Annotated in this window: 21 protein-coding genes; 16 read left to right on the top strand and 5 right to left on the bottom strand. The window is 29.2% G+C overall.

Annotated features, from left to right (window positions below):
- Nucleotides 1-4 precede the first annotated feature (4 nt).
- From I6E31_01255 to I6E31_01180, 16 genes are all read left to right on the top strand, one after another.
- Nucleotides 5-997, top strand: coding sequence for a hypothetical protein (locus I6E31_01255; GenBank protein ID MCF2638591.1), 993 nt, complete (start codon nt 5-7; stop codon nt 995-997).
- Nucleotides 997-2,505, top strand: coding sequence for a PP2C family protein-serine/threonine phosphatase (locus I6E31_01250; GenBank protein ID MCF2638590.1), 1,509 nt, complete (start codon nt 997-999; stop codon nt 2,503-2,505). Before I6E31_01255 ends, I6E31_01250 begins: the two co-directional genes overlap by 1 nt.
- 18 nt (nt 2,506-2,523) lie before the next feature.
- A complete protein-coding gene (locus I6E31_01245; protein ID MCF2638589.1) occupies nt 2,524-3,429 on the top strand; it encodes a DUF1385 domain-containing protein in 906 nt (301 codons plus the stop codon).
- A 94-nt stretch (nt 3,430-3,523) separates the two neighbouring features.
- Entirely contained in the window at nt 3,524-3,934 is a 411-nt protein-coding gene (locus I6E31_01240) for an Rrf2 family transcriptional regulator (protein MCF2638588.1), read from the top strand.
- Nucleotides 3,935-4,001: 67 nt separating this feature from the next.
- The gene (sfsA, locus tag I6E31_01235; protein MCF2638587.1) at nt 4,002-4,721 is read left to right on the top strand and encodes a DNA/RNA nuclease SfsA; all 720 of its coding nucleotides are present in this window, start codon (nt 4,002-4,004) and stop codon (nt 4,719-4,721) included.
- 119 nt (nt 4,722-4,840) lie between these two features.
- Nucleotides 4,841-5,140, top strand: a complete 300-nt coding sequence (locus I6E31_01230; protein ID MCF2638586.1) for a cysteine-rich small domain-containing protein — start codon at nt 4,841-4,843, stop codon at nt 5,138-5,140.
- 544 nt (nt 5,141-5,684) lie between these two features.
- Complete coding sequence (locus I6E31_01225; protein ID MCF2638585.1) at nt 5,685-6,122, top strand: MarR family transcriptional regulator; 438 nt, start codon at nt 5,685-5,687, stop codon at nt 6,120-6,122.
- A gap of 11 nt (nt 6,123-6,133) precedes the next feature.
- A complete protein-coding gene (locus tag I6E31_01220) occupies nt 6,134-7,531 on the top strand; it encodes an MATE family efflux transporter (GenBank protein MCF2638584.1) in 1,398 nt (465 codons plus the stop codon).
- A gap of 75 nt (nt 7,532-7,606) precedes the next feature.
- Nucleotides 7,607-8,839 carry a peptidase T gene (pepT, locus tag I6E31_01215; GenBank protein ID MCF2638583.1) on the top strand — a complete coding sequence of 411 codons (1,233 nt, stop codon included), beginning with the start codon at nt 7,607-7,609 and terminating at the stop codon, nt 8,837-8,839.
- 230 nt (nt 8,840-9,069) lie between these two features.
- Nucleotides 9,070-10,752, top strand: coding sequence for an aryl-sulfate sulfotransferase (locus tag I6E31_01210; GenBank protein ID MCF2638582.1), 1,683 nt, complete (start codon nt 9,070-9,072; stop codon nt 10,750-10,752).
- Between the two features lie 15 nt (nt 10,753-10,767).
- Complete coding sequence (locus tag I6E31_01205) at nt 10,768-12,024, top strand: exopolysaccharide biosynthesis polyprenyl glycosylphosphotransferase (protein MCF2638581.1); 1,257 nt, start codon at nt 10,768-10,770, stop codon at nt 12,022-12,024.
- 2 nt (nt 12,025-12,026) lie between these two features.
- Nucleotides 12,027-12,815, top strand: a complete 789-nt coding sequence (locus tag I6E31_01200; GenBank protein ID MCF2638580.1) for a glycosyltransferase family 2 protein — start codon at nt 12,027-12,029, stop codon at nt 12,813-12,815.
- Complete coding sequence (locus tag I6E31_01195; GenBank protein ID MCF2638579.1) at nt 12,812-13,906, top strand: glycosyltransferase; 1,095 nt, start codon at nt 12,812-12,814, stop codon at nt 13,904-13,906. The genes I6E31_01200 and I6E31_01195 overlap by 4 nt, the downstream gene beginning before the upstream one ends.
- A gap of 3 nt (nt 13,907-13,909) precedes the next feature.
- Nucleotides 13,910-15,100, top strand: coding sequence for an EpsG family protein (locus I6E31_01190; protein ID MCF2638578.1), 1,191 nt, complete (start codon nt 13,910-13,912; stop codon nt 15,098-15,100).
- Nucleotides 15,101-15,118: 18 nt separating this feature from the next.
- Nucleotides 15,119-16,228 carry a glycosyltransferase family 4 protein gene (locus I6E31_01185; protein ID MCF2638577.1) on the top strand — a complete coding sequence of 370 codons (1,110 nt, stop codon included), beginning with the start codon at nt 15,119-15,121 and terminating at the stop codon, nt 16,226-16,228.
- A gap of 9 nt (nt 16,229-16,237) precedes the next feature.
- A complete protein-coding gene (locus I6E31_01180) occupies nt 16,238-17,227 on the top strand; it encodes a glycosyltransferase (GenBank protein ID MCF2638576.1) in 990 nt (329 codons plus the stop codon).
- Between the two features lie 50 nt (nt 17,228-17,277).
- On the opposite strand, the gene I6E31_01175 is transcribed toward I6E31_01180, so the two are convergent.
- From I6E31_01175 to I6E31_01155, 5 genes are all read right to left on the bottom strand, one after another.
- Complete coding sequence (locus I6E31_01175; protein MCF2638575.1) at nt 17,278-18,000, bottom strand: ABC transporter ATP-binding protein; 723 nt, start codon at nt 17,998-18,000, stop codon at nt 17,278-17,280.
- 2 nt (nt 18,001-18,002) lie between these two features.
- Entirely contained in the window at nt 18,003-18,788 is a 786-nt protein-coding gene (locus I6E31_01170; GenBank protein ID MCF2638574.1) for an ABC transporter ATP-binding protein, read from the bottom strand.
- Nucleotides 18,781-19,752: a branched-chain amino acid ABC transporter permease gene (locus tag I6E31_01165; GenBank protein ID MCF2638573.1), complete on the bottom strand. Its 972-nt coding sequence runs from the start codon at nt 19,750-19,752 to the stop codon at nt 18,781-18,783. Before I6E31_01165 ends, I6E31_01170 begins: the two co-directional genes overlap by 8 nt.
- A gap of 12 nt (nt 19,753-19,764) precedes the next feature.
- Nucleotides 19,765-20,649 carry a branched-chain amino acid ABC transporter permease gene (locus I6E31_01160; GenBank protein MCF2638572.1) on the bottom strand — a complete coding sequence of 295 codons (885 nt, stop codon included), beginning with the start codon at nt 20,647-20,649 and terminating at the stop codon, nt 19,765-19,767.
- 103 nt (nt 20,650-20,752) lie between these two features.
- Nucleotides 20,753-21,904 (bottom strand): ABC transporter substrate-binding protein, encoded by a 1,152-nt coding sequence (locus tag I6E31_01155; protein MCF2638571.1) that lies wholly within the window; start codon nt 21,902-21,904, stop codon nt 20,753-20,755.
- Nucleotides 21,905-22,372: the final 468 nt, after the last annotated feature.

Below are 22,372 nucleotides of genomic sequence, written 5' to 3'. Positions count from 1 at the left end.
AAGTATGAAGAAGAAAGTCCTAATAATATTTTTAAGTTTGATAGCTTTTATAGTAACTGGTTGTCAAAGTGTAGTTGCTAGAAGAGATCAAAGCCAAATAGTAGAGTTTAATAATGGATTATCAAGAGGGGAATATATTTTAAAAGCTTATAAACTAGATTATCCTAAAACAGTAGAGGAGAAAGATCTATTTTTTGATAATTTGAATGTTCTAATGGGTAAAATGATAGCACATAAAAAAGATTTGAATATTATCATTCCATATGAACTTTATCAAGATATTAGAAATATTGGAATTAGAGAGGTAAGAGAAAGTGAAAAAGTTTTCTTTAAACCAGCATCTGATCTAACTCAAGAGGAGAAAGATCTTATTGATTCTAAAATTAAAATAGATTTTCCTACAAATGCAGGAACTATTCAACAATATTTGAATAAACAAGTTTACTACTGGTTTGATTATTTAAAAAGATCTGGAGAGTATGATGAGTATGCTTACTATACTGAGTTAGATAAAATGAGAATAGTGTCTGAAGTTTTTGATAAGAGAAAATTAACTTCAAAAATGTTCTATCCAATAGCAAGAGATTTTATATTAGAGGTAGATGAAAAAAATATAGTTGAAGCAGGAGCAGAGGGGTTCCCTATTTATACTAAAGATACATTTGGAAAAGAGAATGACATAAAAGCTAATATTATTATTTTAGAAACAGGTGGAGAGCCAAGAATTATTCCAAATAAGATACTACTTGTAGAGGGAACAGATGTAGATACTGTAAAAGATTATAGATTTGGAGTAAAAGTTGAAGAGATAAAAGATCCAAAAAGTTTACTATCTAAATTTGAAGATGAAGAGGATATTAAAATAAAGGATATGTTAAGATTTAAAGTAGTAACACCAGAAAAAAGAGATAATAGAAAAGCAAGTGTAAAAGTAGATGATATACCTAGAGATATTTTAAATATAAAAGAAGAGGGAAATCAATGGAGGATTAACTAATGTTGTATATGTTTTTTCTTTGTCTGCTTACAATATTTTTCTTTTATATTTTAAAGAGGCAGGAGAAAGAAAATTTTAAAGATATTATAAGAATACTGACTAGTCTTAGGGCAAGACAGGAGTTAGAAGATATTCCAGAAGTTTTAAAAGAGGAGTATATAGAGACTTTAAATAAGATAATTAAGCAGGAGTTAGAGCTTGAAAATTCAATAGTTGAGTTGAGAGAGTATAGAAAAGAGCTGGAAGTGACATATGATGCTCTTGTTACTAAATCTACACAGTTAGAGTATAGTAATCATATTCTTGAAAGAAGGGTAGAAAATCTATCAAATCTTAACTCTCTATCAAGGGCAGTTCTTTCAATACTTGAGGTAGATAAGATAATAAATATTATATTAGATGCTTATTTTGTACTTACAGGAGCAAAGAGAATATCACTTTACCTTTGGGACAATGGAAAATTAAAAAATAGAAGAGTAAAGGGAGCTATAAGATTTAGAGGAGAGATAAGCTTTAGTGAAGATGAGATAAAAGAGTTTACAAGAGCTGACTATAAGAGAATTTACGAAGATCTTTCAAAGGGATTTGCTGTTGGAGATGACGAGGTTGTTGTTATCTCTCCACTTGTTGTAAAGGGAAAAGAGCTTGGGGTTATATATGTAATAGAAGATAGAAATAAATTGATTGATATAGATGAAGAAACTATATCAGCATTGGTAATTCAAGTTTCTATTGCCATAAATAATGCTCAAATTTATTCAGCTCTTCTTGTAAAAGAGAGAATGTCCAATGAACTTGAAGTTGCTGCTAGAATCCAAAAGAAAATTCTTCCAGCAAATATCAATGATATTTTTGGATTAAAAATTGCCAATTTCTTTGAGCCAGCAAAGGAGATTGGAGGGGACTATTACGACTATACAGTAGTAGATGAGGATAACTGTTGCATTACAATAGCAGATGTAAGTGGTAAGGGAGTACCAGCAGCATTTTTGATGGCATTGGGAAGATCGGTATTGAAAACATTGATGATTACTGCTGATATGGAGCCAGAAAAAAATCTTAATGAATTAAATAGATTGATATATCCAGATATAACTGAGGATATGTTTATCACAATGATGCATAGTAAATATAATAGAAAAACTCAGATTTTATCATATTCAAATGCAGGGCATAACCCTCTTGTAGTGTATAGAGCAGAAACAGATACAGTTGAACTGCATACTGTAAAAGGGGTAGCAATTGGATTCCTTAAAGAGTATTCATATAGACATGGAGAGCTAAAATTAAATGATGGAGATATTGTAGTTTTCTATACTGATGGAATAAATGAAACTGAAAATAGCAATAAAGATATGTTTGGAATTGATAGATTGAAAGAGGTTGTATATCAAAATAAAGATAGAGAACCTGAAGAGATAAAAGAGAGTATTTTAAAAGCGATAACTGATTTTAGAGGAGACTATGAACAAGTGGACGACTTAACATTTGTTATTTTAAAAAAATAGTCTTTGGAGAGGAGCAAGATGGTAGAGAAAATTAGTATAGGGGGGCAAGCTGTAATTGAGGGTGTTATGATGAGAAGTCCTCAATGGTTAGCAACAGCAGTGAGAAAACCCTCAGGAGAGATTGTATATAAGAAGACGAAAATTTCATCAAATAGGGGAAAGTTAGCAAAGATACCTTTTGTAAGAGGTGCAGTTTCACTTTTTGATGCACTTGTTATGGGGATAAAGGAGCTTACATTTTCAGCTAATCAGTCAGAGGTTGAAGAGGAGGAGCAAATTACTCAGAAGGAAGCTGTTATGACAACAGTTGTATCCTTAGCCTTAGGGATAGGATTGTTTGTAGTAATTCCATCTTTAATAGGTAGTTTTGTATTTAGCAATAACAAGATTCACTCAAATCTTTTAGAAGCTGTATTGAGATTAGTATTCTTTATATTCTATATATGGGTAATCTCTTTTTCAAAGGATGTAAAGAGGGTTTATGAGTATCATGGTGCAGAGCATAAATCTATATATGCCTATGAAAATGGATTGGAGTTAACACCAGAGAATGCTAAGAAATTTACTACACTACATCCTAGATGTGGAACAAGCTTTCTTTTAATAGTAATGTTAATTTCAATAATTGTTTTTTCATGTATGGATTTTATATTGCCAGTACCTAAAGATATGTTACAAAAAATAATTATAAAGGTTGTATTAAGAGTTATTATGATGCCTGTTATAGCAGGGATCTCGTATGAGCTTCAAAGATATAGTAGTAATCATTTAGATAGATGTTGGGTAAAGTTAGTGGCATTTCCTGGGTTATCACTTCAAAGAATTACAACTAAAGAACCAGATTTAGATCAATTGGAAGTGGCGATTGTTGCTATAAAAGCAGCTTTAGGAGAGAAAGTAGATAATGCAAGGGAGATAAGTTAAAATGTGAATAAAACTATTGTTATTGCATACTTAATGTGCTATAATTGCAATATGTTTTATAAAAATGTAGGAAGGTATTATAGGAGAAAAAGCGATGAGATTAAAAAATGAGATAGAATATGCATTTAGAATACTTCTATACTTAACTAAAAATGGAGAAGAGAGAATTATTTCTTCAAATGAAATATCTTTACTGGAAGATATACCTCATCTTTTTAGTTTGAGAATTTTAAAAAAGTTAGAAAAAGCTGACTTAGTAGTGATCTTTAAAGGTGCTAGAGGGGGATACAAATTAAAAAGAGATAGTAGAGAGATAACTCTTAAAGATGCTATTGAATCAATAGAGGGGAAAATTTGTTTAAAAGATTGTATGGAATCACCTGAAAGTTGTACTTTAAGAGGTGGAAATTGTGGAATTCACAGAGTTATGAAAAGTATAGAAGATGATTTTATAAAAAGATTAGAAGCTGTTAATTTTAGAGATTTAGCAGATGGAAAATATTAATAATTAGAAAATAATTGGCTAGAATCATTATAACAGTTTTAGCCAATTTTTTATTTTAGGAGAAAAAATGGATAAATTAATTTATAAGATAGGAATAGATACCATAGGGAAATTTTTAGAGAGACCAAATAGATTTATAGCAAAGGTAGAATTAAAAGATCAAAAAGAGGTTATCTGTCATGTTCATGATTCTGGAAGAATAAAGGAACTTCTTTTTTTAGGAAATGAAGTTAGTTTAAAAAAAGCCAAAGAGGGAAGTAAGAGAAAAACAGATTGGGATCTAATTTCAGCAAAAGCAGATGATGGAGAAGATATTTTAATTAATTCTGCTTACCATAGATATATTTCAGAAAATTTTTTAAGAGATTTTGAGATTTCACCTTTTGGAAAAGTTGATAGTATAACAGCAGAGGTAAAAAATGGGGATAGCAGACTTGATTATCTTTTAGAAAAAGATGGAAAAAAGATTTGGGTTGAAGTTAAAGGAGTTTCTCTTTCTGTAAATAAAGTAGCAATGTTTCCAGATGCTCCAAGCACAAGGGCTCAAAAACATTTGAAAGAGTTGATAAAAATAAAAGAGAATGGAGATAGAGCAGCAGTTTTATTATTAGTTTTTAGAGATTCTAAAAGTTTTAGACCAAAATATGAAACAGATTTAGAGTTTTCAAAACTATTTTATAAAGCAATAAAGGCAGGAGTAGAAATTTATCCAGTTCAATTTTATTTAAAAGATGGAGATATAATATATAGAGAAAAGAAGATAGAGATTTTACCTGAAACATTATAAAGAAAATGTATAAAATATCTATTTTTTAGATAAAAGAGTAATAATGTAAAACTTCTCTTGATTTAATAATATAAAAAGGGTATATTTAAAGTATAGAAATTAAAACTAGGAGGTCTTTTATGAATAACTATAAATTTATCCACCATAAAGATTGTGAATTTTTTCCATGTCATCAAGTAAAGAATATTGAGGATTTTAACTGTATGTTTTGCTATTGCCCACTATATATGTTAGGAGAAAATTGTGGAGGAAACTTTAAATATACACCTCATGGAATAAAAGATTGTTCAAATTGTACTTTACCTCATATTAAAGAGGTTGGATATGATCATATTCAAAAGAAGATGCTTGAAGTAATTGAGATAGTACAAAAAAGATATTTAGATAAAAAAGAAGCAGAGGAAAAAGAGAAAAAATAGTAAATAAAAAATAAATTGATATTAAACTACGTTTGAAACTTTAAATAAAGTTAGAACGTAGTTTTTTTCAATATAATTATTTATTTGCTAAAAACTATAATATATTTAACTAAGCTCAGTTATCCAGCACATTGCTAGGTTTTGACAAAGTGCCTTTGTATTAGCGATTATTAGTCAAGTTTAGTTATCTCTATTTCTTTTAAATATCAGCTAAATTCCATGTCAAAGAATAAAGAGAGAGTAACACTCATCTGACTAAAATTCCGAAACTTGACTTAGTCTTCAAACACGTCGGAATTTTTAGCGTCAGATTTCGTAACTCTCTCTAATATTCTTTTCCAAATTACATTTAGCTGATATTAGGAATAACTCTAATTAAAAAAGTAGATTATCCCTAACATCAAGTTGACGTAATTTCCAAAAGTAGTAGTCGTTTGTGCTCCTCTACTTTTGGAAATTATAGTTTAAAGTTATTTGTATAAGTAGCAAAAAATAGTTTGACATAAAACTAATTATATGTTAACATTTTTTGTGGGTGATAATAATGGAAGAGAGGAAATTAGAGAATACACTTTATAGTAGTATTGCAAGGTTGTTCCATAGGAATAGGTGTTTTATGGATGAACAACTAAGGAAAAGAGGAATAACAGAGTTAGGCTTTTCTCATGTAAGAATAATTATAATACTTCATGTTTTTAAAGTTCTTTCAATGAAAGAAGTTACAGAGAAGATATCTAAGGATAAGTCAACTGTTACTATTTTAGTAAATAAGTTAGAGAAGAAAGGATATCTTAGAAAAAAAATATGTGAAGAAGATAGAAGGGTAACATATTTAGAATTAGAAGATAAAGCAAAAGAGATTTTAAATATTATTTTTGAAGTCTCAGATATTTTTCAAAGTAGAGTAGAAAAAATACTTGATGAAGAAGAGAGAAAAATGTTTATAAAAATAATGTCAAAACTTATAGAGAATTGGGAATAATGGGAGGGTAAATGAAAAATAAACATCAATTTATGGGAAGTGAAAAGATTACAAAACTGCTAATTCAGTTTTCGTTACCAGCAATAATAGGGATGCTTGTTAATGCTCTTTATAGTATTGTAGATAGAATATATATAGGAAATATAAAAGATGTAGGACATTTTGCAATAGCAGGTGTAGGGTTAACATTCCCAGTTACTATTTTTGTATTTGCATTTGCAGTTTTAATAGGGCTAGGGGGAGCAACTAATATATCTTTAAATTTAGGGAAGAAACAGAAAGATGAAGCAGAACATTATTTAGGAAATGCAATTTGTTTTGGAACTATTATTTCAACGATAATTGGAATCTTAGTTATAATTTTTATGGAAGGATTAGTTGACAAATTAGGTGGAAGTGAGAATACTTCTAAATATACTATTGAGTATTTGAGAATAGTTGCAATTGGATTTCCAGCAACAATAGTGGGGTATGTAGCTAATGCAGGTATTCGTTCAGATGGAAACCCTAAAATGTCAATGGTAACTCTATTAATTGGAGCAATAATAAATATAGTTCTTGATCCTATCTTTATATTTGGTATGGATATGGGAGTTTCAGGGGCAGCATGGGCAACAATAATATCTCAATATATTTCAGCAGCATGGACAATTTATTATTTTAGATCTAAATTTAGTGGTTTAAAACTATATATGAAAGATCTACCATTGAAATGGGAGAGAATAAAAAATATAATGGCATTGGGATCAGCACCTTTTGCACTTCAATTAGGTTCAAGTCTTGTAAACTACACCTTTAACCATACATTAAAAATCTATGGTGGAGATAATTCAATAGGAGCAATGGCAATAATTCAGGCTATAGTAATATTTTTGGCTATGCCTATCTTTGGAATTAACCAAGGGTTACAACCAATTTTAGGATATAACTATGGGGCTAAACTTTATGCAAGAGTAAGAGAAGCACTGCGTAAGGCAATATTAGGAGCTAGTGTAATATGTATATTTAACTTCCTTGTAATACAACTTTTATCAAAATACTTTATATTTATCTTTACAAGAGAAAAAGCATTGTTAGATATAGCTTCATTTGGATTGAGAATAAATACAATAATGTTCCCAATCATAGGATTCCAAATAATCTCATCAGTATATTTCCAAGCAGTAGGAAAGCCAAAATTAAGTTTGTTTATAAGTTTATCAAGACAGATAATTATATTGATTCCATGTATTATAGTTATGTCTAGATTATTTGGTTTGACAGGTATTTGGTTTGCAGCACCTACATCAGACTTTATATCAACAGTGATTACATTTATTTTAATAAAGAGAGAGATGAAAACATTAAAACATCTACAAAAAGAGCAAGAAGAGATGGAGAAATTAGAAGCAGTTGTTGAAGAAAACTAAAATAACTGATTGAAATAAATCTGATTTCATATTAGAATATAAGTAGCTAAAAATATAGATAGGGAGATGTTAGTGATGAATAGTTTAGTTGAAAGATTTTTAAAGTATGTACAAATTGATACAGACTCTAATCCAGAAAGCAATGCTTGTCCAAGTAGTGAAATACAATGGGATCTTGCAAAAGTTATAGTTGAAGATCTAAAAGCATTAGGAATGGAAGATATAACTTTAGATGAAAACTGTTATATTATGGCAACATTACCAGCAAACTGTGATGAGGATATTCCTGCAATAGGATTTATAGCTCACATGGATACAGCTCCTTCATACAATGGAAGAGGTGTAAAACCAAGAATCGTAGAAAATTATAATGGGGAAGATATAGTATTAAATAGTGAAGAAAATGTAGTTCTTTCACCTAAAGATTTTGCTCATATGAAAAATTATGTTGGACAAGATCTTATAGTAACTGATGGAAGTTCACTTTTAGGAGCTGACGACAAAGCAGGAATAGTTGAAATAATAGAAGCTATTAAATATCTAAAAGAACATCCAGAGATTAAACATGGAGTTATTAAAGTTGGATTTACTCCTGATGAAGAGATAGGAAGAGGAGCAGATTTATTCGATGTTAAGAAGTTTGATTGTAAATTTGCTTATACAGTAGATGGAGGAGAGCTTGGAGAATTAGAATATGAAAACTTCAACGCAGCTTCTGCAACAGTAAAAATAGAAGGTAGAGATATTCACCCAGGATCTGCTAAAAATAGTATGATCAACTCTATTATGATTGCAATGGAATTAAATGCTATGTTACCATGTGATCAAAGACCTGAACATACTGAAAATTATGAAGGATTCTTCCTACTTGATGAGTTAACAGGAACAGTTGAAAATACTAAGATGGAATATATCATCAGAGATCACTCAATGAGAAAATTCAATGAAAAGAAAATTATTATTAAAGATGCAGTTCAATATCTAGCTAAAAAATATAAAGATGCTAAGATAGAGATTGAAGTAAAAGATAGTTACTACAATATGAGAGAAAAGATAGAGCCTGTTATGTATATAATAGATCTAGCTAAAAAATCAATGGAAGAGTTAGAAATAGCACCAAATATTAGACCTATTAGAGGGGGAACAGATGGGGCTAGACTTTCTTACAGAGGACTTCCATGTCCAAACCTATTTACAGGAGGACACAACTTCCATGGAAGATTTGAATATATCTGTATTCAATCAATGGAAAAAGCTAGAGATCTTATTGTAAAAATAGCTGAAAATGTAGGAAAGAAAAATTATTAATTAAAATGAAACGGCTGGAATTATTTCTAGTCGTTTTTATTTTTGTTAGTCAACAAAAAAAGTATAGAAACTAAAAAAATCAATGTTAAAAAATGGAAAAAAATATGTTAAAATAGGGCTAAAATAATTATATTTTTTATTATAGAAAAATATAACTAGATTTTCTTTATAATTATTATTATAATATTAAGATAGGGTTTCAATGAAAAGGAAAGAAAAAGGAGATAATCATGCAAATAAATAGGAAGGAAAAAATAACACTTATAGCTTCACTTCTTATAATAGGAGTAGGAGTAGTTTTATATCTTTCAAAGGGAAAAATAATGAATAGAATGGAGAATAGTCCTACCTTTTCTATAACATATAAGGAAAATCAAAGTAAAAAATTAAAAAAAGAGTTTGAAAAACAATTAAATAATAAGGAGTTTATAAAGTTATTAGATAAACTTTCTTTAGAGAAGTTAGAAATTTTAAAAGAGATACTAAAAACACCAGATGTATTAGAAGCTTTAAATAATAGAGATAAAGAATATAATACAGATATATATTATTCAAGGGATATAGATTATCCGAAAGCTATGGAAATATTAAACATAAGTAAAGGGTTTCAAGAGATTGAAGTTCTTTCAGTAGAGATGAAAGATTTTTTAAAGGCAAACTATCCAAATTTTGACTATAATAAAATAGCACAAAATGAAGAGAATATTCCTGAAACTCTAAAAATAAGAGATAGAATAGTAAAATTAATACCAAATAATGAAATAGATGAAGTTGTAAAGAATTTAACTGGAGAGCAACTTGAAAAATTAAATGGAATACTTACAGGAGATGCAGAGTTAATATCTCTTTTAGAGTTTAAAAAAGAGGATATTGCAAAGTTAAAAGAGAGTGAAGAAAATTTCTTCAATGATAAACTGATATTTGAAGATATGAAAAAGTTGTTACTATTAAGTAAAAAACTTGAAAGTATAGGTGGAGTATCTCCAGAACTAAAAACAATTATTGGAAAAAATATGGATGGAATAGAGTATAAAAAGATGGCATCTTATGGAGAGTTTTATCTTTTAGATAAAAATAACTCTGTTGAACTTGAAAAAAAATATAGAAGTAATCACTATACCTTTGATTCACCTTTTATAAAATTGAATCCATATGGAAGAACACCTCTTTCAGCAATAGTAAAAGTGGAAAATGAATTTGTTGGAAAAGATGTAAGTGTAACTATTGAGGGAAGAGAGAACAGTCAAAATTACACTTATAAAACAAAGATAAAAGAGAATGGAGAGATAGAGATTATAGGATTATATCCTAAAACTAAAAACAATGTTACTATCAAATTAAATGATGGGGAGATACAAAAGAAAAAAAGTGTGGAGATTGAAACAGGAATAATTAATGATGCTCTACCTGCAATAGTTATAGAAAAGAGAGTAGATGGAAGTATTGAAAATGGAATGAACCTAGTTTCATTTAATACTCGTGAAGAATCATTACCATTTATTTTTGACTCAAATGGAAATATCAGATATATTCTTATAGTTTCACCAGTTATTAAAAAATCTTTATTAGATAGAAATGAAAATGGAAATTGGGAAGCATATGATGATGATTTGATATTTGAATTTGATATGCTTGGAAAGATAGTTAATATTCAAGATAATAATAGAGTTAAACTAGATGAAAACTGGAAAAATGGTATCTTATTTAGAAATAACCAATATCTACCTAAGAAAAATAATATTCTTTATGTATATGGTTTCAGTGATAAAGTATATCCTAGTGGAGTTTTTTCTGAAATAGGAAAAGATAGTGGAAATGAGTTATTCAAAGCAAGATTATATTATGATAAAAATGGTTTTGAAGATAATAGTATCTTATCTGGAAAGAGAATAGAGCTTTTTCAAGAGAGATAGGAGAGGGAGAAGAGAATGGAACAAGAAAAGAGTACAGTATTAAAGTTAGTATATATAGCATTGCTAGGGGTAACATTTTATATATGTAGATATCTTTTTATTTATGAAGTAGGACTTCCTATTTACTCTTTAGGAGTGTTTGGTTTTGTTATTTTAGGACTTTATATCACAGATAATATGGAGTTTATTAGATATAAGAGTAGTAATAAAGGATATGTAATAATTTTCCTATTGAATTTTATAGCATTTTTTATCTGGTTTATAGATGCTTGGGATTTTGGACTTATTCCTTTCTTTCTTATCTTTACTGCATCACAAGTATTTATAAGTACAATTATAAGTATAGTTACCTTTAAAATTAAAAATCTAACTACCTATGGAACTGGAGAGATGAAAAATAGAATTGTTGAAAGTTTAGTTAATTTCCCAGAATATAAGTATGTAGATGAGGCAGATAGAAAAGGAAGCTTAACTGATTTTATAAAAGAAAATAATATAAGAATTTTAGTAATAACAAAGTTAAAATTAACAAAAGAGGAGATAAGAGAGATCTTAAATCTAAAGCTTTCAGGATTAGAAGTAAAAAGCTATTCAGATTATATGCTTGAAAATGAAGCTAAAATTGATGTCGAGTTTATAGATGAAGAGTGGTTACTTCAAGCTTATGGATTTAAAATTCTTCATAGCCACATACAAACAAATATAAAAAGAATATTTGATATGACTATGGCATTTATCATAGGAATTTTAACTCTGCCAATTATGGGAATAGCTGCAATTATTGTAAAATTAGAAAGTCCAGGACCTATTATCTATAGTCAAGATAGAGTAGGGGAAAATGGAAAAGAGTTTAAAGTTCATAAATTTAGAAGTATGAGAAATGATGCTGAAAAAGATGGAGCAAAATGGGCTCAAAAAAATGACCCAAGAGTTACTAAATTTGGAAATATAATGAGAAAAACAAGAATAGATGAACTTCCTCAACTTATAAATGTAATTAAAGGGGAAATGAGTTTTATTGGACCAAGACCAGAAAGAATGGTATTTATTAAGGAACTAGAAAAGCAGATACCATATTATAATTTAAGACATATGGTAAAACCAGGGCTTACAGGTTGGGCTCAAGTAATGTATCCATATGGAGCTAGTGTTGAAGATGCAAGAAGAAAATTAGAGTATGATCTATATTATATAAAACAACATAGTCTATACTTAGATTTAGTTATTATGATATTAACATTTAAAACAGTTGTATTTGGTAAAGGAAGATAATAATGGAAGTAACTATTTTTACTCCTGCATATAATAGAGGAGATACACTTTCTAGATTGTATGAAAGTTTAAAGAAACAGAGCAATAAAAATTTTCAATGGGTAGTAGTAGATGATGGATCTGTTGATAATACAAGAGAACTTATAGAAAGTTGGAAAAAAGAGAATATTTTAAATATTATATATGTTTATCAAGAAAATGCTGGAAAGATGAGGGCTATTAATAGAGGAGTAGAGTTTGCAGAGGGAGAGTTTTTCTTTATAGTAGATAGTGATGATTATATTACAGAAGATGCAGTTGAAACTATTGTTTTAGAAGGAGAAAAATTACCTAAAAATATGGGTGGAATGATATTTAGAAAGATAAATATTGCTACTGGAGAGATAACAGGAAAGCCTTATCCTCAATATAGCATAGATTCAACACCTATTGAAATTGTATATAAACTGGGAATAGATGGAGATAAAGCAGAAGTATTTAGAACAAAGTATTTAAGAGAAAATCCATTTAAAGTTTATGAAGGAGAAAAATTTGTTCCTGAAGCATCTATTTGGATAAAAATAGGTGAAAAATATAAGATGAGATATATAGATAAAGGAATATATTATTTTGAATATCTTGAAGATGGTTACACAAATAACTTTTTAAAGTTAATAAAAAATAATCCTAGAGGTTTTGAGAGTTATTATAGTGAGATGTTAAAATATAATATACCTTTAAAAAATAAGGTGAAATTTTTTATAAGATTACTTCAAAGTAAATATTTTAAAATGGTGGTGGGGAAAAGATGAAAATACTCCATATTATAACTTCATTAGAATTAGGGGGAGCAGAGAAACTACTAAGTGAACTTATTCCATTACAAAAAAAGTTAGGGTATGATGTAGAATTAATGATATTAAGTGATATTAACTCTGTATTTGAAAAAGATTTGATAAAAAGAGGAATAAAAGTAAGTGTTTCTAAATATAATTCTAAGGTGTCTCCTTTAAATATTTTTGCAATAGCTGAGAAGATAAGAAAAGAAAACTATGATATAGTTCATGTTCATCTTGTGCATGCTCAATATTGGACAAGATTTGCTAAAATATTGGATTTTAATAGAAAGAGAAAATATATTACAACTGAACATAGTACATCAAACAGAAGAAGAAATAGCATAGTTTTTAAGCTGATAGACAGATTTGTTTTTAGAGGATTTGATAAGATTGTAAGCATATCTGAGGCTACTGAAAAAAGTTTGAAAGAGTGGATAGGTGGAGATGAAAAAAACTATTGTGTAATAGCAAATGGAGTAGATTTAAGCCATTTTGAAAATGTCTATCCTATTTCAAGAGATGAGATAGGAGTTGAAAATAGTGATACTGTTCTTATGATGGTATCAAGATTTCAAGCTGCTAAAAATCAAAAAGGAGTTGTATCAGCTTTAAAATCTCTTTCTGAAGAGTACAAAGTAGTATTTGTAGGAGACGGAGTTTTAGAAAGAGATGTTCAAGAGTTTGCTAGAGAAGTGGGAGTAGAGGATAGAGTTAGATTTTTAGGGCTTAGAAAAGATATTCCTCAACTTTTAAAAACAGCTGATATTGTGATTCAATACTCTTTTTTTGAAGGGTTTGGAATTACTGCTGTTGAGGGAATGGCGTCACATAAACCTGTAATAGCAAGTGATGTTCCCGGACTTGCTGAAGTAGTTAGAGGAGCAGGTTTTTTATGCTCTAATGATAATCCTAAGGAGTTAGCAAAGCTTATTCTAAAATTAAAGGATGAAAAACTTTATAAAGAAGTAGCAGATAAATGTTTAGAGAGAAGTAAAAAGTTTACTATAGAGAATAGTGCAAAGGAGTATTTGGAACTATATAAAAAAACGTTAGAGAGGGAATGATAAATGAATCTATATTTCATAATATTAATAATTCTTGGGGTAGGAAGTTTAATAGATATTTTTAGTGAAAATAGAGAATTTAAAAGAAATATTTATATTTTTTTAATAGGAATTTTAGTTGTTTTTTTCGGAACAAGAGCTTATATAGGATATGATTGGTATAATTATAAGCCTAATTTTGAACAAAGTAAAAATATATTAGAGCTTATAAAAGGTGGTTTTGTAGAAGGAGGATTTGAAAAAGGATATCAGTTTTATTGCGGAGTGGTTAAATTATTTACCTCGAATTATATAAATTTCAGTCTTATAAATACAATTATAGATTTTACTTTAATATATTTTATTTTTAAGAGATATTCAAATTATCCAATTTTATCATTATTTATATTTTTTGGAGTGTATGGAATTGCACTTGAAATAGATATGATAAGAAATATAAAAAGTATTCTTCTGTTTATACTTTCTGTTGATTATATAGAAAACAGAAAAATTTTACCATTTGTAGCATTGAATATTTTGGGATTTTTATTTCATACATCATCATTATTATATCTTCCAATGTATTTTTTATTAAAAATAAAATGGAATAGAGTATTTATATTTGTTGTTTTCATTATAGGAAATATTTATTATCTTTCAAATATTAGATTGATAATAAATGGGGTAGGGATGATAAAAGATAAAATACCTGGAGGCATTGAAGATAAGATAGCTGGATATATCTCAATTATTCCCAAGGATTTTCCACTAGGGTTCTCTCTATTTTATTTAGAAAGAGTTATATTATTTTTAATAGTATTTTTAATTGGAAAGAGATTAACAGAAAAAAGATATGGAATTATTTTTGCTAACAGCTTATTTCTATCAGTATTTATATTTTTATATGGAGCTGAACTTTCAGTAATTACTTTAAGAATAGGGATTCTTTTTGTATATTCATACTGGTTTATTATTCCTATGTTTTTTGATATTAAAAGTGCTCCAGTAGTAAAATTAGTAGTATTTATTTTGGCAATATTAATATCAACTTTTAGATTAGATAATCAATTAAATTTTGAGGGAAATAAAAAAGTTTATTTATATGAAACTGTACTTTTAAAACATAATAGTGTAGAAGAAAGAATGAAAATAGTAGAAGAGGCTGGTAAGTATAAAGAACAAGGGCATGGGAAAGAGTTATCATTACTATATTAATATTAAAAAGGTGAAAATATGAAGATATTATTTGTAGCAAATTATATGTGGGATATATATATTTTTAGAGCTGGAGTTATTAGAGCATTAGTAGCAGATGGACATGAGGTGGTAGTAGTTGCTCCTGATGATGGAAGAATAGATATGGAAAAAGCTATACCAGGAGTAAAATCAATCTCTATTAACCTTAATAAAAGAGGTATAAATCCTATAGAAGATCTGAAATTAACTTTAGAACTATATAAATTATACAAGAGAGAGAACCCAGATATAATTTTTCACTATACAATTAAACCAAATATCTATGGAACTTTAGCAGCTAAAATGGCTGGGAAAAAATCAGTGGCAATTCTTACTGGACTTGGATATTCTTTTGTAAAAGGTGGAGTTATAGCAAAAATAGCAGTAGGTTTATATAAATTTTCTCTTAAATTTTCAAAAGAGATATGGGTTTTAAATAGTGACGATAAGGAAACTCTAATTAATTCAGGTATAGGAGATAGTAAAAAGATATTTATTTTACCTGGGGAGGGAACAGATTGTGAAAGATTTAAACCTATGCTTATGAAGAGAAAAGATGAAAGAATAGTTTTCTTAATGGTTGCTAGAGCCTTTTTTGATAAGGGATTTAGAGAGTATGAAGAGGCAGCTAGAATTTTAAAGAAAGAGTATGGAGAGAAAGTTGAGTTTCAATTTTTAGGAGCTTTAGGTGGAGAGGCTGTATCAGGGGTAACTAAAGAGCATATGGATAAATTAGTTGTTGAAGGAGTTATTAACTATTTAGGTACAGTTAATAAACCAGAATTAGTTATAAAAGAGGCAGATTGTATAGTTTTACCATCATATAGAGAGGGAATCTCTAAAGTATTGATGGAAGGGGCAGCTATGGAAAAGCCTATAATTGCTACAAATGTAACTGGTTGTAAAGAGATAGTTGAAAACAATGTTACAGGATATCTGGTTAAAGTTGCAGATAGTGAAGATCTAGCTCAAGGAATGAGAAAATTTATCAATCTTTCAGCTGAAGAGAGAAAAGCTATGGGAATAGCTGGAAGAGAGAAAGTTTTAAAGGAATTTGATGAAAAAATTATTATTAATATATATAGAGAAAAGATTCTAGAATTGTAAGGTGATAAGATGCAATTGAGTATAATTGTTCCAATATATAATGTTGAGCAATATTTAAGAGAGTGTTTAGATAGTTTATATAAAATTGATGGGATAGATTATGAAGTAATCCTTGTAAATGACGGTTCTAAAGATAGAAGTAGAGAGATAATGGAGGAGTTTAAACAAAGTTATCCAGAGAGAACAGTTATTGTAGATAAAGAAAATGGTGGATTATCTTCAGCTAGAAATGCAGGAATGAGAGTTGCAAAGGGAGAGTATATCTCTTTTATTGATAGTGATGATTTTATAGATGTTCAAGAGTATAAAAAGTTTTTCTTTGAAGGAGAGATGGAAGATCTTGATGTTATGGTTGGGAATATGAGATATTATACACCAGAAAAAACAGGAGCCCCACTTTTTAGATCTGATTTAGTAAAAAATTCTGGAGTAGTAACAGGGATAGAATTTTTTGGAAAGCTTTTTCAACAACCTAAATGTTTTAGAGAAGAGGTTGTAGATGATATATATAGAAGAAAGTTTTTAATTGATAATAATATTTGGTTTAATGAAGAGATTGTACATGAGGATAGTGAATTTACTCCAATAGTTTATCTTAAAGCCAAAAGAGTAAAATATATAGATAGAGCTTTTTATTTTTATAGACAGAGAACAGGAAGTATAATGAATAAAGTTTCTGAAAAAAGCATAATCTCTCTTGAGAAAATATGTGAGAAATTTTTTAAAGAGTATCAAAATCTTGATTCTAAAATTGGAAAGGAAACTTTAGCTAAACTTATTCTAAGTTTCTACTCAGTTGTTATATATAAAAGATATAATGGTGGTGGAGATTGGAAGAGAGTTCATAATAGGTATAAAGAGCTATATAGAGAATTAAAGAAAGTTGAAAAGGGAAATATAGAAGCTCAACTACTATATTATTCTGTATTTGTTCCTAATTTTTTAAGAAGATGTTTAGGAAAAGAGATAAGCAATATACAGAAAATACCTAAATTTTAAGGTAGATAGATAACTAAAAAGGGAATATTTTTCAATACTCCCTTTTTTAATTAAGCTCCTAAGTAAGCTTTTTTAATTTGTGGATTGTTCATTAACTCTTTTGCATCTCCCTCAAGAGTAATTCTTCCAGTTTCAATTACATAGGCTCTATCAGAGATAGCAAGAGCCATTTTAGCATTTTGTTCAACTAAAAGAATAGTAGTTCCCATCTCTTTAAGCTTTTTAATAACTGAGAAGATTTCTTTTACAAATAGAGGAGAAAGTCCCATTGATGGCTCATCAAGAATTAAAAGTTTAGGTCTACTCATAATAGCTCTACCCATAGCAAGCATTTGTTGTTCACCACCAGAAAGGGTACCAGCTAATTGATTTTTACGTTCAGACATTCTTGGGAAATTTTTATAGAAATTAGCTCTATCTTTTTCAAGATTTTCAGGAGTATCCTTTACAGTAAAAGCACCTAATTTTAAGTTGTCTTTTACAGGAAGTTTAGCAAAAACTCTTCTTCCCTCAGGAACTTGAGCAATTCCAATTTCACAAATCTTATGTGATTTTTCCTTTGTAATATCCTTTCCTTCAAAGAAAATTTGTCCCTCTCTAGAGTTGATAAGTCCAGAGATAGTTTGTAGAGTAGTAGTTTTACCAGCTCCGTTAGCTCCAATAAGTGATACAATCTCACCTTGTTTAACATTTAATGAGATTCCTTTTAAAGCATGAATATTATCATAATAAACGTGTAAATCTTTGATTTCTAACATATTTTGATTTTCCATTGTTACTCTTCATCTCCTTCATCATCAGCACCTAGATAAGCTGTAATAACAGTTGGATTATTAACAACTTCATGTGGATCTCCTGATGCAATAACATTTCCATGATCTAATACAATAAGCCTTTCACAAATTCCTAGAACAAGTTTCATATCATGTTCAATTAAAAGTATAGCAATATTAAATTTATCTCTAATAAGTTTGATAGTTTTCATTAATTCTTCAGTTTCAGTAGGGTTCATTCCTGCTGCAGGTTCATCAAGTAGTAAAACTTTTGGATTTGTTGCCATAGCTCTAGCAATTTCAAGCTTTCTTTGTTGTCCATAAGGTAGGTTTCCAGCAGGCATATCAGCATATTTATCTAAATCAAAGATTTTTAAAAGCTCTAGGGCTTTAGCTTTAACCTCTTTCTCCTCTCTCCAATAGTTATGGAAACGGAATGTACCACTTAAAATTCCATATTTCATATTAAAGTTATTAGCTACAAGAACATTATCTAAAACACTCATATATTTAAAAAGTCTGATATTTTGGAAAGTTCTAGCAAGTCCTTTTTTTACTAATTTATATGTAGGCATCTTATTAATTACTTCACCATTAAAAGTATATGTCCCAGATGTTGGAGAATATACCCCAGTTAAAATATTGAAAACAGTAGTTTTACCAGCACCGTTGGGACCGATAAGTCCTACAAGCTCATTTTCTCTCAATTGTAAGTTAAAATCAGTTACAGCCTTTAATGCACCAAAGGTAATAGAAATATCTTTAGCATCTAATACAAGGTTATTCATTGACATTTCCTCCTTTTTTCATAAATCTTTCAATAACTTTTGTAATTTGAAACTCTTTACGTCCTAAAAGTCCTGTTGGACGGAAGATCATAGTTAAGATAAGTAGTAAAGAGTAAACAATCATACGGTAATCTGAAAATTCACGTAGCATTTCAGGTACAATTGTTAAAACGATAGCTGATAGAATAGAACCTGTGAAACTTCCCATTCCTCCTAAAACTACCATTGTTAAGATGTTGATTGAATAGTTAAAGTCAAATTGTTTAGCTCCTAAGATTCCCAAGTGATGAGCATATACAGCTCCTGCAATTCCTGCAAAAACTGCTGATACAGTAAATGCAAATGTTTTATAATAAGTTGTATTAACTCCTGATGCACCACTGGCAATTTCATCATCTCTAATTGATAGAACAGCCCTTCCATGTCTACTTGTCATAAGAGAGAACATCATCATTACACATACAACCATGATAATAAAGATAATCTCGATTTTATTGTAACGAGGGATGCCACGTAATCCTTGAGCTCCCCCAGTAAAGTCAAAGTATTCAATTAAAACTCTGATAATTTCTCCAAAAGCAAGAGTAATAATTGCAAGATAGTCACCGTTTAATCTAAGAGCCGGAATTCCAATTATAATTCCAACTACCCCTGCAACAGCTCCACCAATAATTAGGGCTAAGAAATATCCAGGTAACCCCTCTACAATTCCACTTTTAGTAAATAGAGCAGCAGCATAAGCACCAACTGACATAAATCCAGCATGTCCAATTGTAATTTGTCCTAAACAACCAACAGTAACATTTAAACTAACAGCAAGAATAATATTAATACAGATTAATGTTAATATATTTGTTTGGTATCTTGAAATAACACCAGTATTGATTAAACTCATTAAAATAATATAAACAACAGTAAGTAATACAAATGTTGCAATATAACTAAGCATCTTTGTTTTTGACATTTCCCAATCACCTTATACCTTTTCTCTCATATTTTTACCTAAAATTCCAGTAGGTTTAACTAATAGTACGATAATTAATATTGAAAATACAATTGCATCAGCTAATTGAGATGAGATGTATGCTCTTGTTAAGCTTTCTACAATTCCAAGAATAAATCCTCCAAGAACAGCTCCAGGAAGAATTCCGATACCTCCTAAAACTGCTGCAATAAATGCTTTGATACCAGGCATAGATCCCATTAATGGTTGAACTTGAGGATAAGCAGCTACATATAAAACAGCTGCAACTGCTGCAAGTCCACTACCGATAGCAAATGTTAATTGGATAGTGTGATCAACATTAATTCCTACTAATTTAGCAGCCCCATAATCTTCACTTGTTGCAAGCATTGCTTTTCCATATTTAGTCTTTTTCATAAAATATTGAAGAGCAATAGATAGTATCAATGTAACTAAAATAGTTACAACAGTTCCAAAGTTTAAGTGAAGATCTCCTATTAAAATAGGTGGATGAGTAAACACTTTAGGAAATGGTCTAGTATTAGGTGTGAAAATTTTCATAAAACTATTTTCTAATAATAAGCTTACTCCTATGGCTGTGATTAGGTTAGAGATTCTTGGAGAGTTTCTAAGAGGTCTATAAGCGACTCTTTCAGTTAGCATTCCTAAGAGAATGCAGACAATAATAGCAGGGACCATTGTAAGCCATACGGGCAAACCTATTTTAGTAAACATTGGGATACTAAATAAAGAAACATATGCACCTACCATAATAATATCCCCGTGTGCAAAGTTGATAAGTTGTGCTATCCCGTATACCATGGTGTACCCAAGAGAAATAAGGGCATAGATGCTCCCAATCTGTAATCCATTTATAATCTGAAGTAAAAATTCCATTTTTTCTTTCCTCTCCTTTTTTATATATAGATGAATTTCTAACCAGTACTGAAGATTTTTGGTACTGGTTAGAATTCTTAATCATCTTTTAATTTTTAAAAACTTATTTTGTTTCAACAGTTGAGTCAAAAGTATATTTTCCGTTAACAATTTTTAATACAGTAACTGCTTTAACAGGGTTATTCTTTTCATCAAATGTTAGATGTCCAGTAACACCATCGTATTCAAGTCCTTTTAAAGCATCTACAACAGCTTGTTTTTCAGTAGTTCCAGCTTTTTCAATAGCAGCTTTCATCATATATGCAGCATCATAAGATAGAGCAGCAAATGAAGATGGATCTTCTTTATATGTTTCTCTATAAGCTTTTACGAAGTTTTGAACTTTTTCAGATTGATCATCTAGTGAATAGTGGTTAGTGAAATATGAATTTTCAATAGCTTCATAAGCACTAGAGTCAAGAGTTTTTGCAACTCCATCCCAACCATCTGGTCCGATGAATGTAGATTTAAGTCCAATCTCTCTAGCTTGAGTAGTAATTAATGCAACTTGCTCATAGTAATCAGGAATTACTAATAGATCAGGGTTAGTAGGAAGGATTTTTGTAAGCTGAGCTCTGAAATCTTTATCTCCATCTGAGTATCCTTCTTTAGCAACAACTTCAAGTCCAAGATTTTTAGCTTCTTCTAAGAATGCTTCACTTACTCCATTTGAATAGTCACTTGAGTTATTAACTACAATTGCAACTTTTTCAGCTTTTAAATTATTTTTAGCAAAAGTTGCTAAGATTTTTCCTTGATATGGGTCAGTAAAACAAGCACGGAATACGTTTTTACCAGCTTCTGTAATATTAAATTGAGTTCCAGTTGGTGTAATCATAGGCATGTTATCTTGTGCTGCTACCTCTGCAATTGCTAAAGTTGGTTTAGATGGAGCATCTCCAATAAATGCAACAATTCCTTCATCTACAAGTCTATTATATGCCATTACAGCTTCAGTAGAGTCCCCTTTAGAATCAAGTACAACAAAGTCAATTTTTTTACCAAGTACTCCACCACTTTTATTAATCTCTTCCATAGCTAATTTTGATCCATTTGTTGCAGTTACTCCATAGATTGCTACTGGACCAGTAAGTGGTGCTGTAGCTCCAATTTTTACAACTTCCTCTTTTTTAGGTGCTGCTTCTTTAGTTTCATTTCCTCCACAAGCTGTTAATAAACAAGTTACTCCTAAAAGCATTAATGTAAGTTTTTTCATAATATTTCCCCCTTTAAAATTTTATAAAATCAATCTAAATTAAATACTTAAAATAAAGAATTTTAATACCTAAATTTTGGACAATTATAGGTATAAAAAAAAGCAACCCTGTTAGGTTGCTTCTATCTCAAAGGATACAAGAAAATAATAAATTTATTTAAAACAATAATATATATTTATTATTCCCCTTATATAGTTTAAAGAATATGCAAAATTAATCCCTAACATAATCATAGGCATATGAGATTTTAGTCAAGCTTTGTATGACTCTTATTATTATGACACATATGACAAATGATATTATGTTAAGTAGTAACATATTCTCTCCCTCCTCTTTTAATTTTGATTTTATGATTCCTTTTTTAGTTACTGTGAGTATACATCTAAAAATTAAAAAATGCAAGTAAAATTTGAAAAAATTTTTTAATTTTTTAAAAATTATTGAAAAATAATTATTGCTTTATAAGA

The sequence above is a fragment of the Fusobacterium varium genome, assembly GCA_021531615.1.
GTDB lineage: Bacteria > Fusobacteriota > Fusobacteriia > Fusobacteriales > Fusobacteriaceae > Fusobacterium_A > Fusobacterium_A varium_C.
This window is presented reverse-complemented; position numbering and strand designations above follow the sequence as displayed.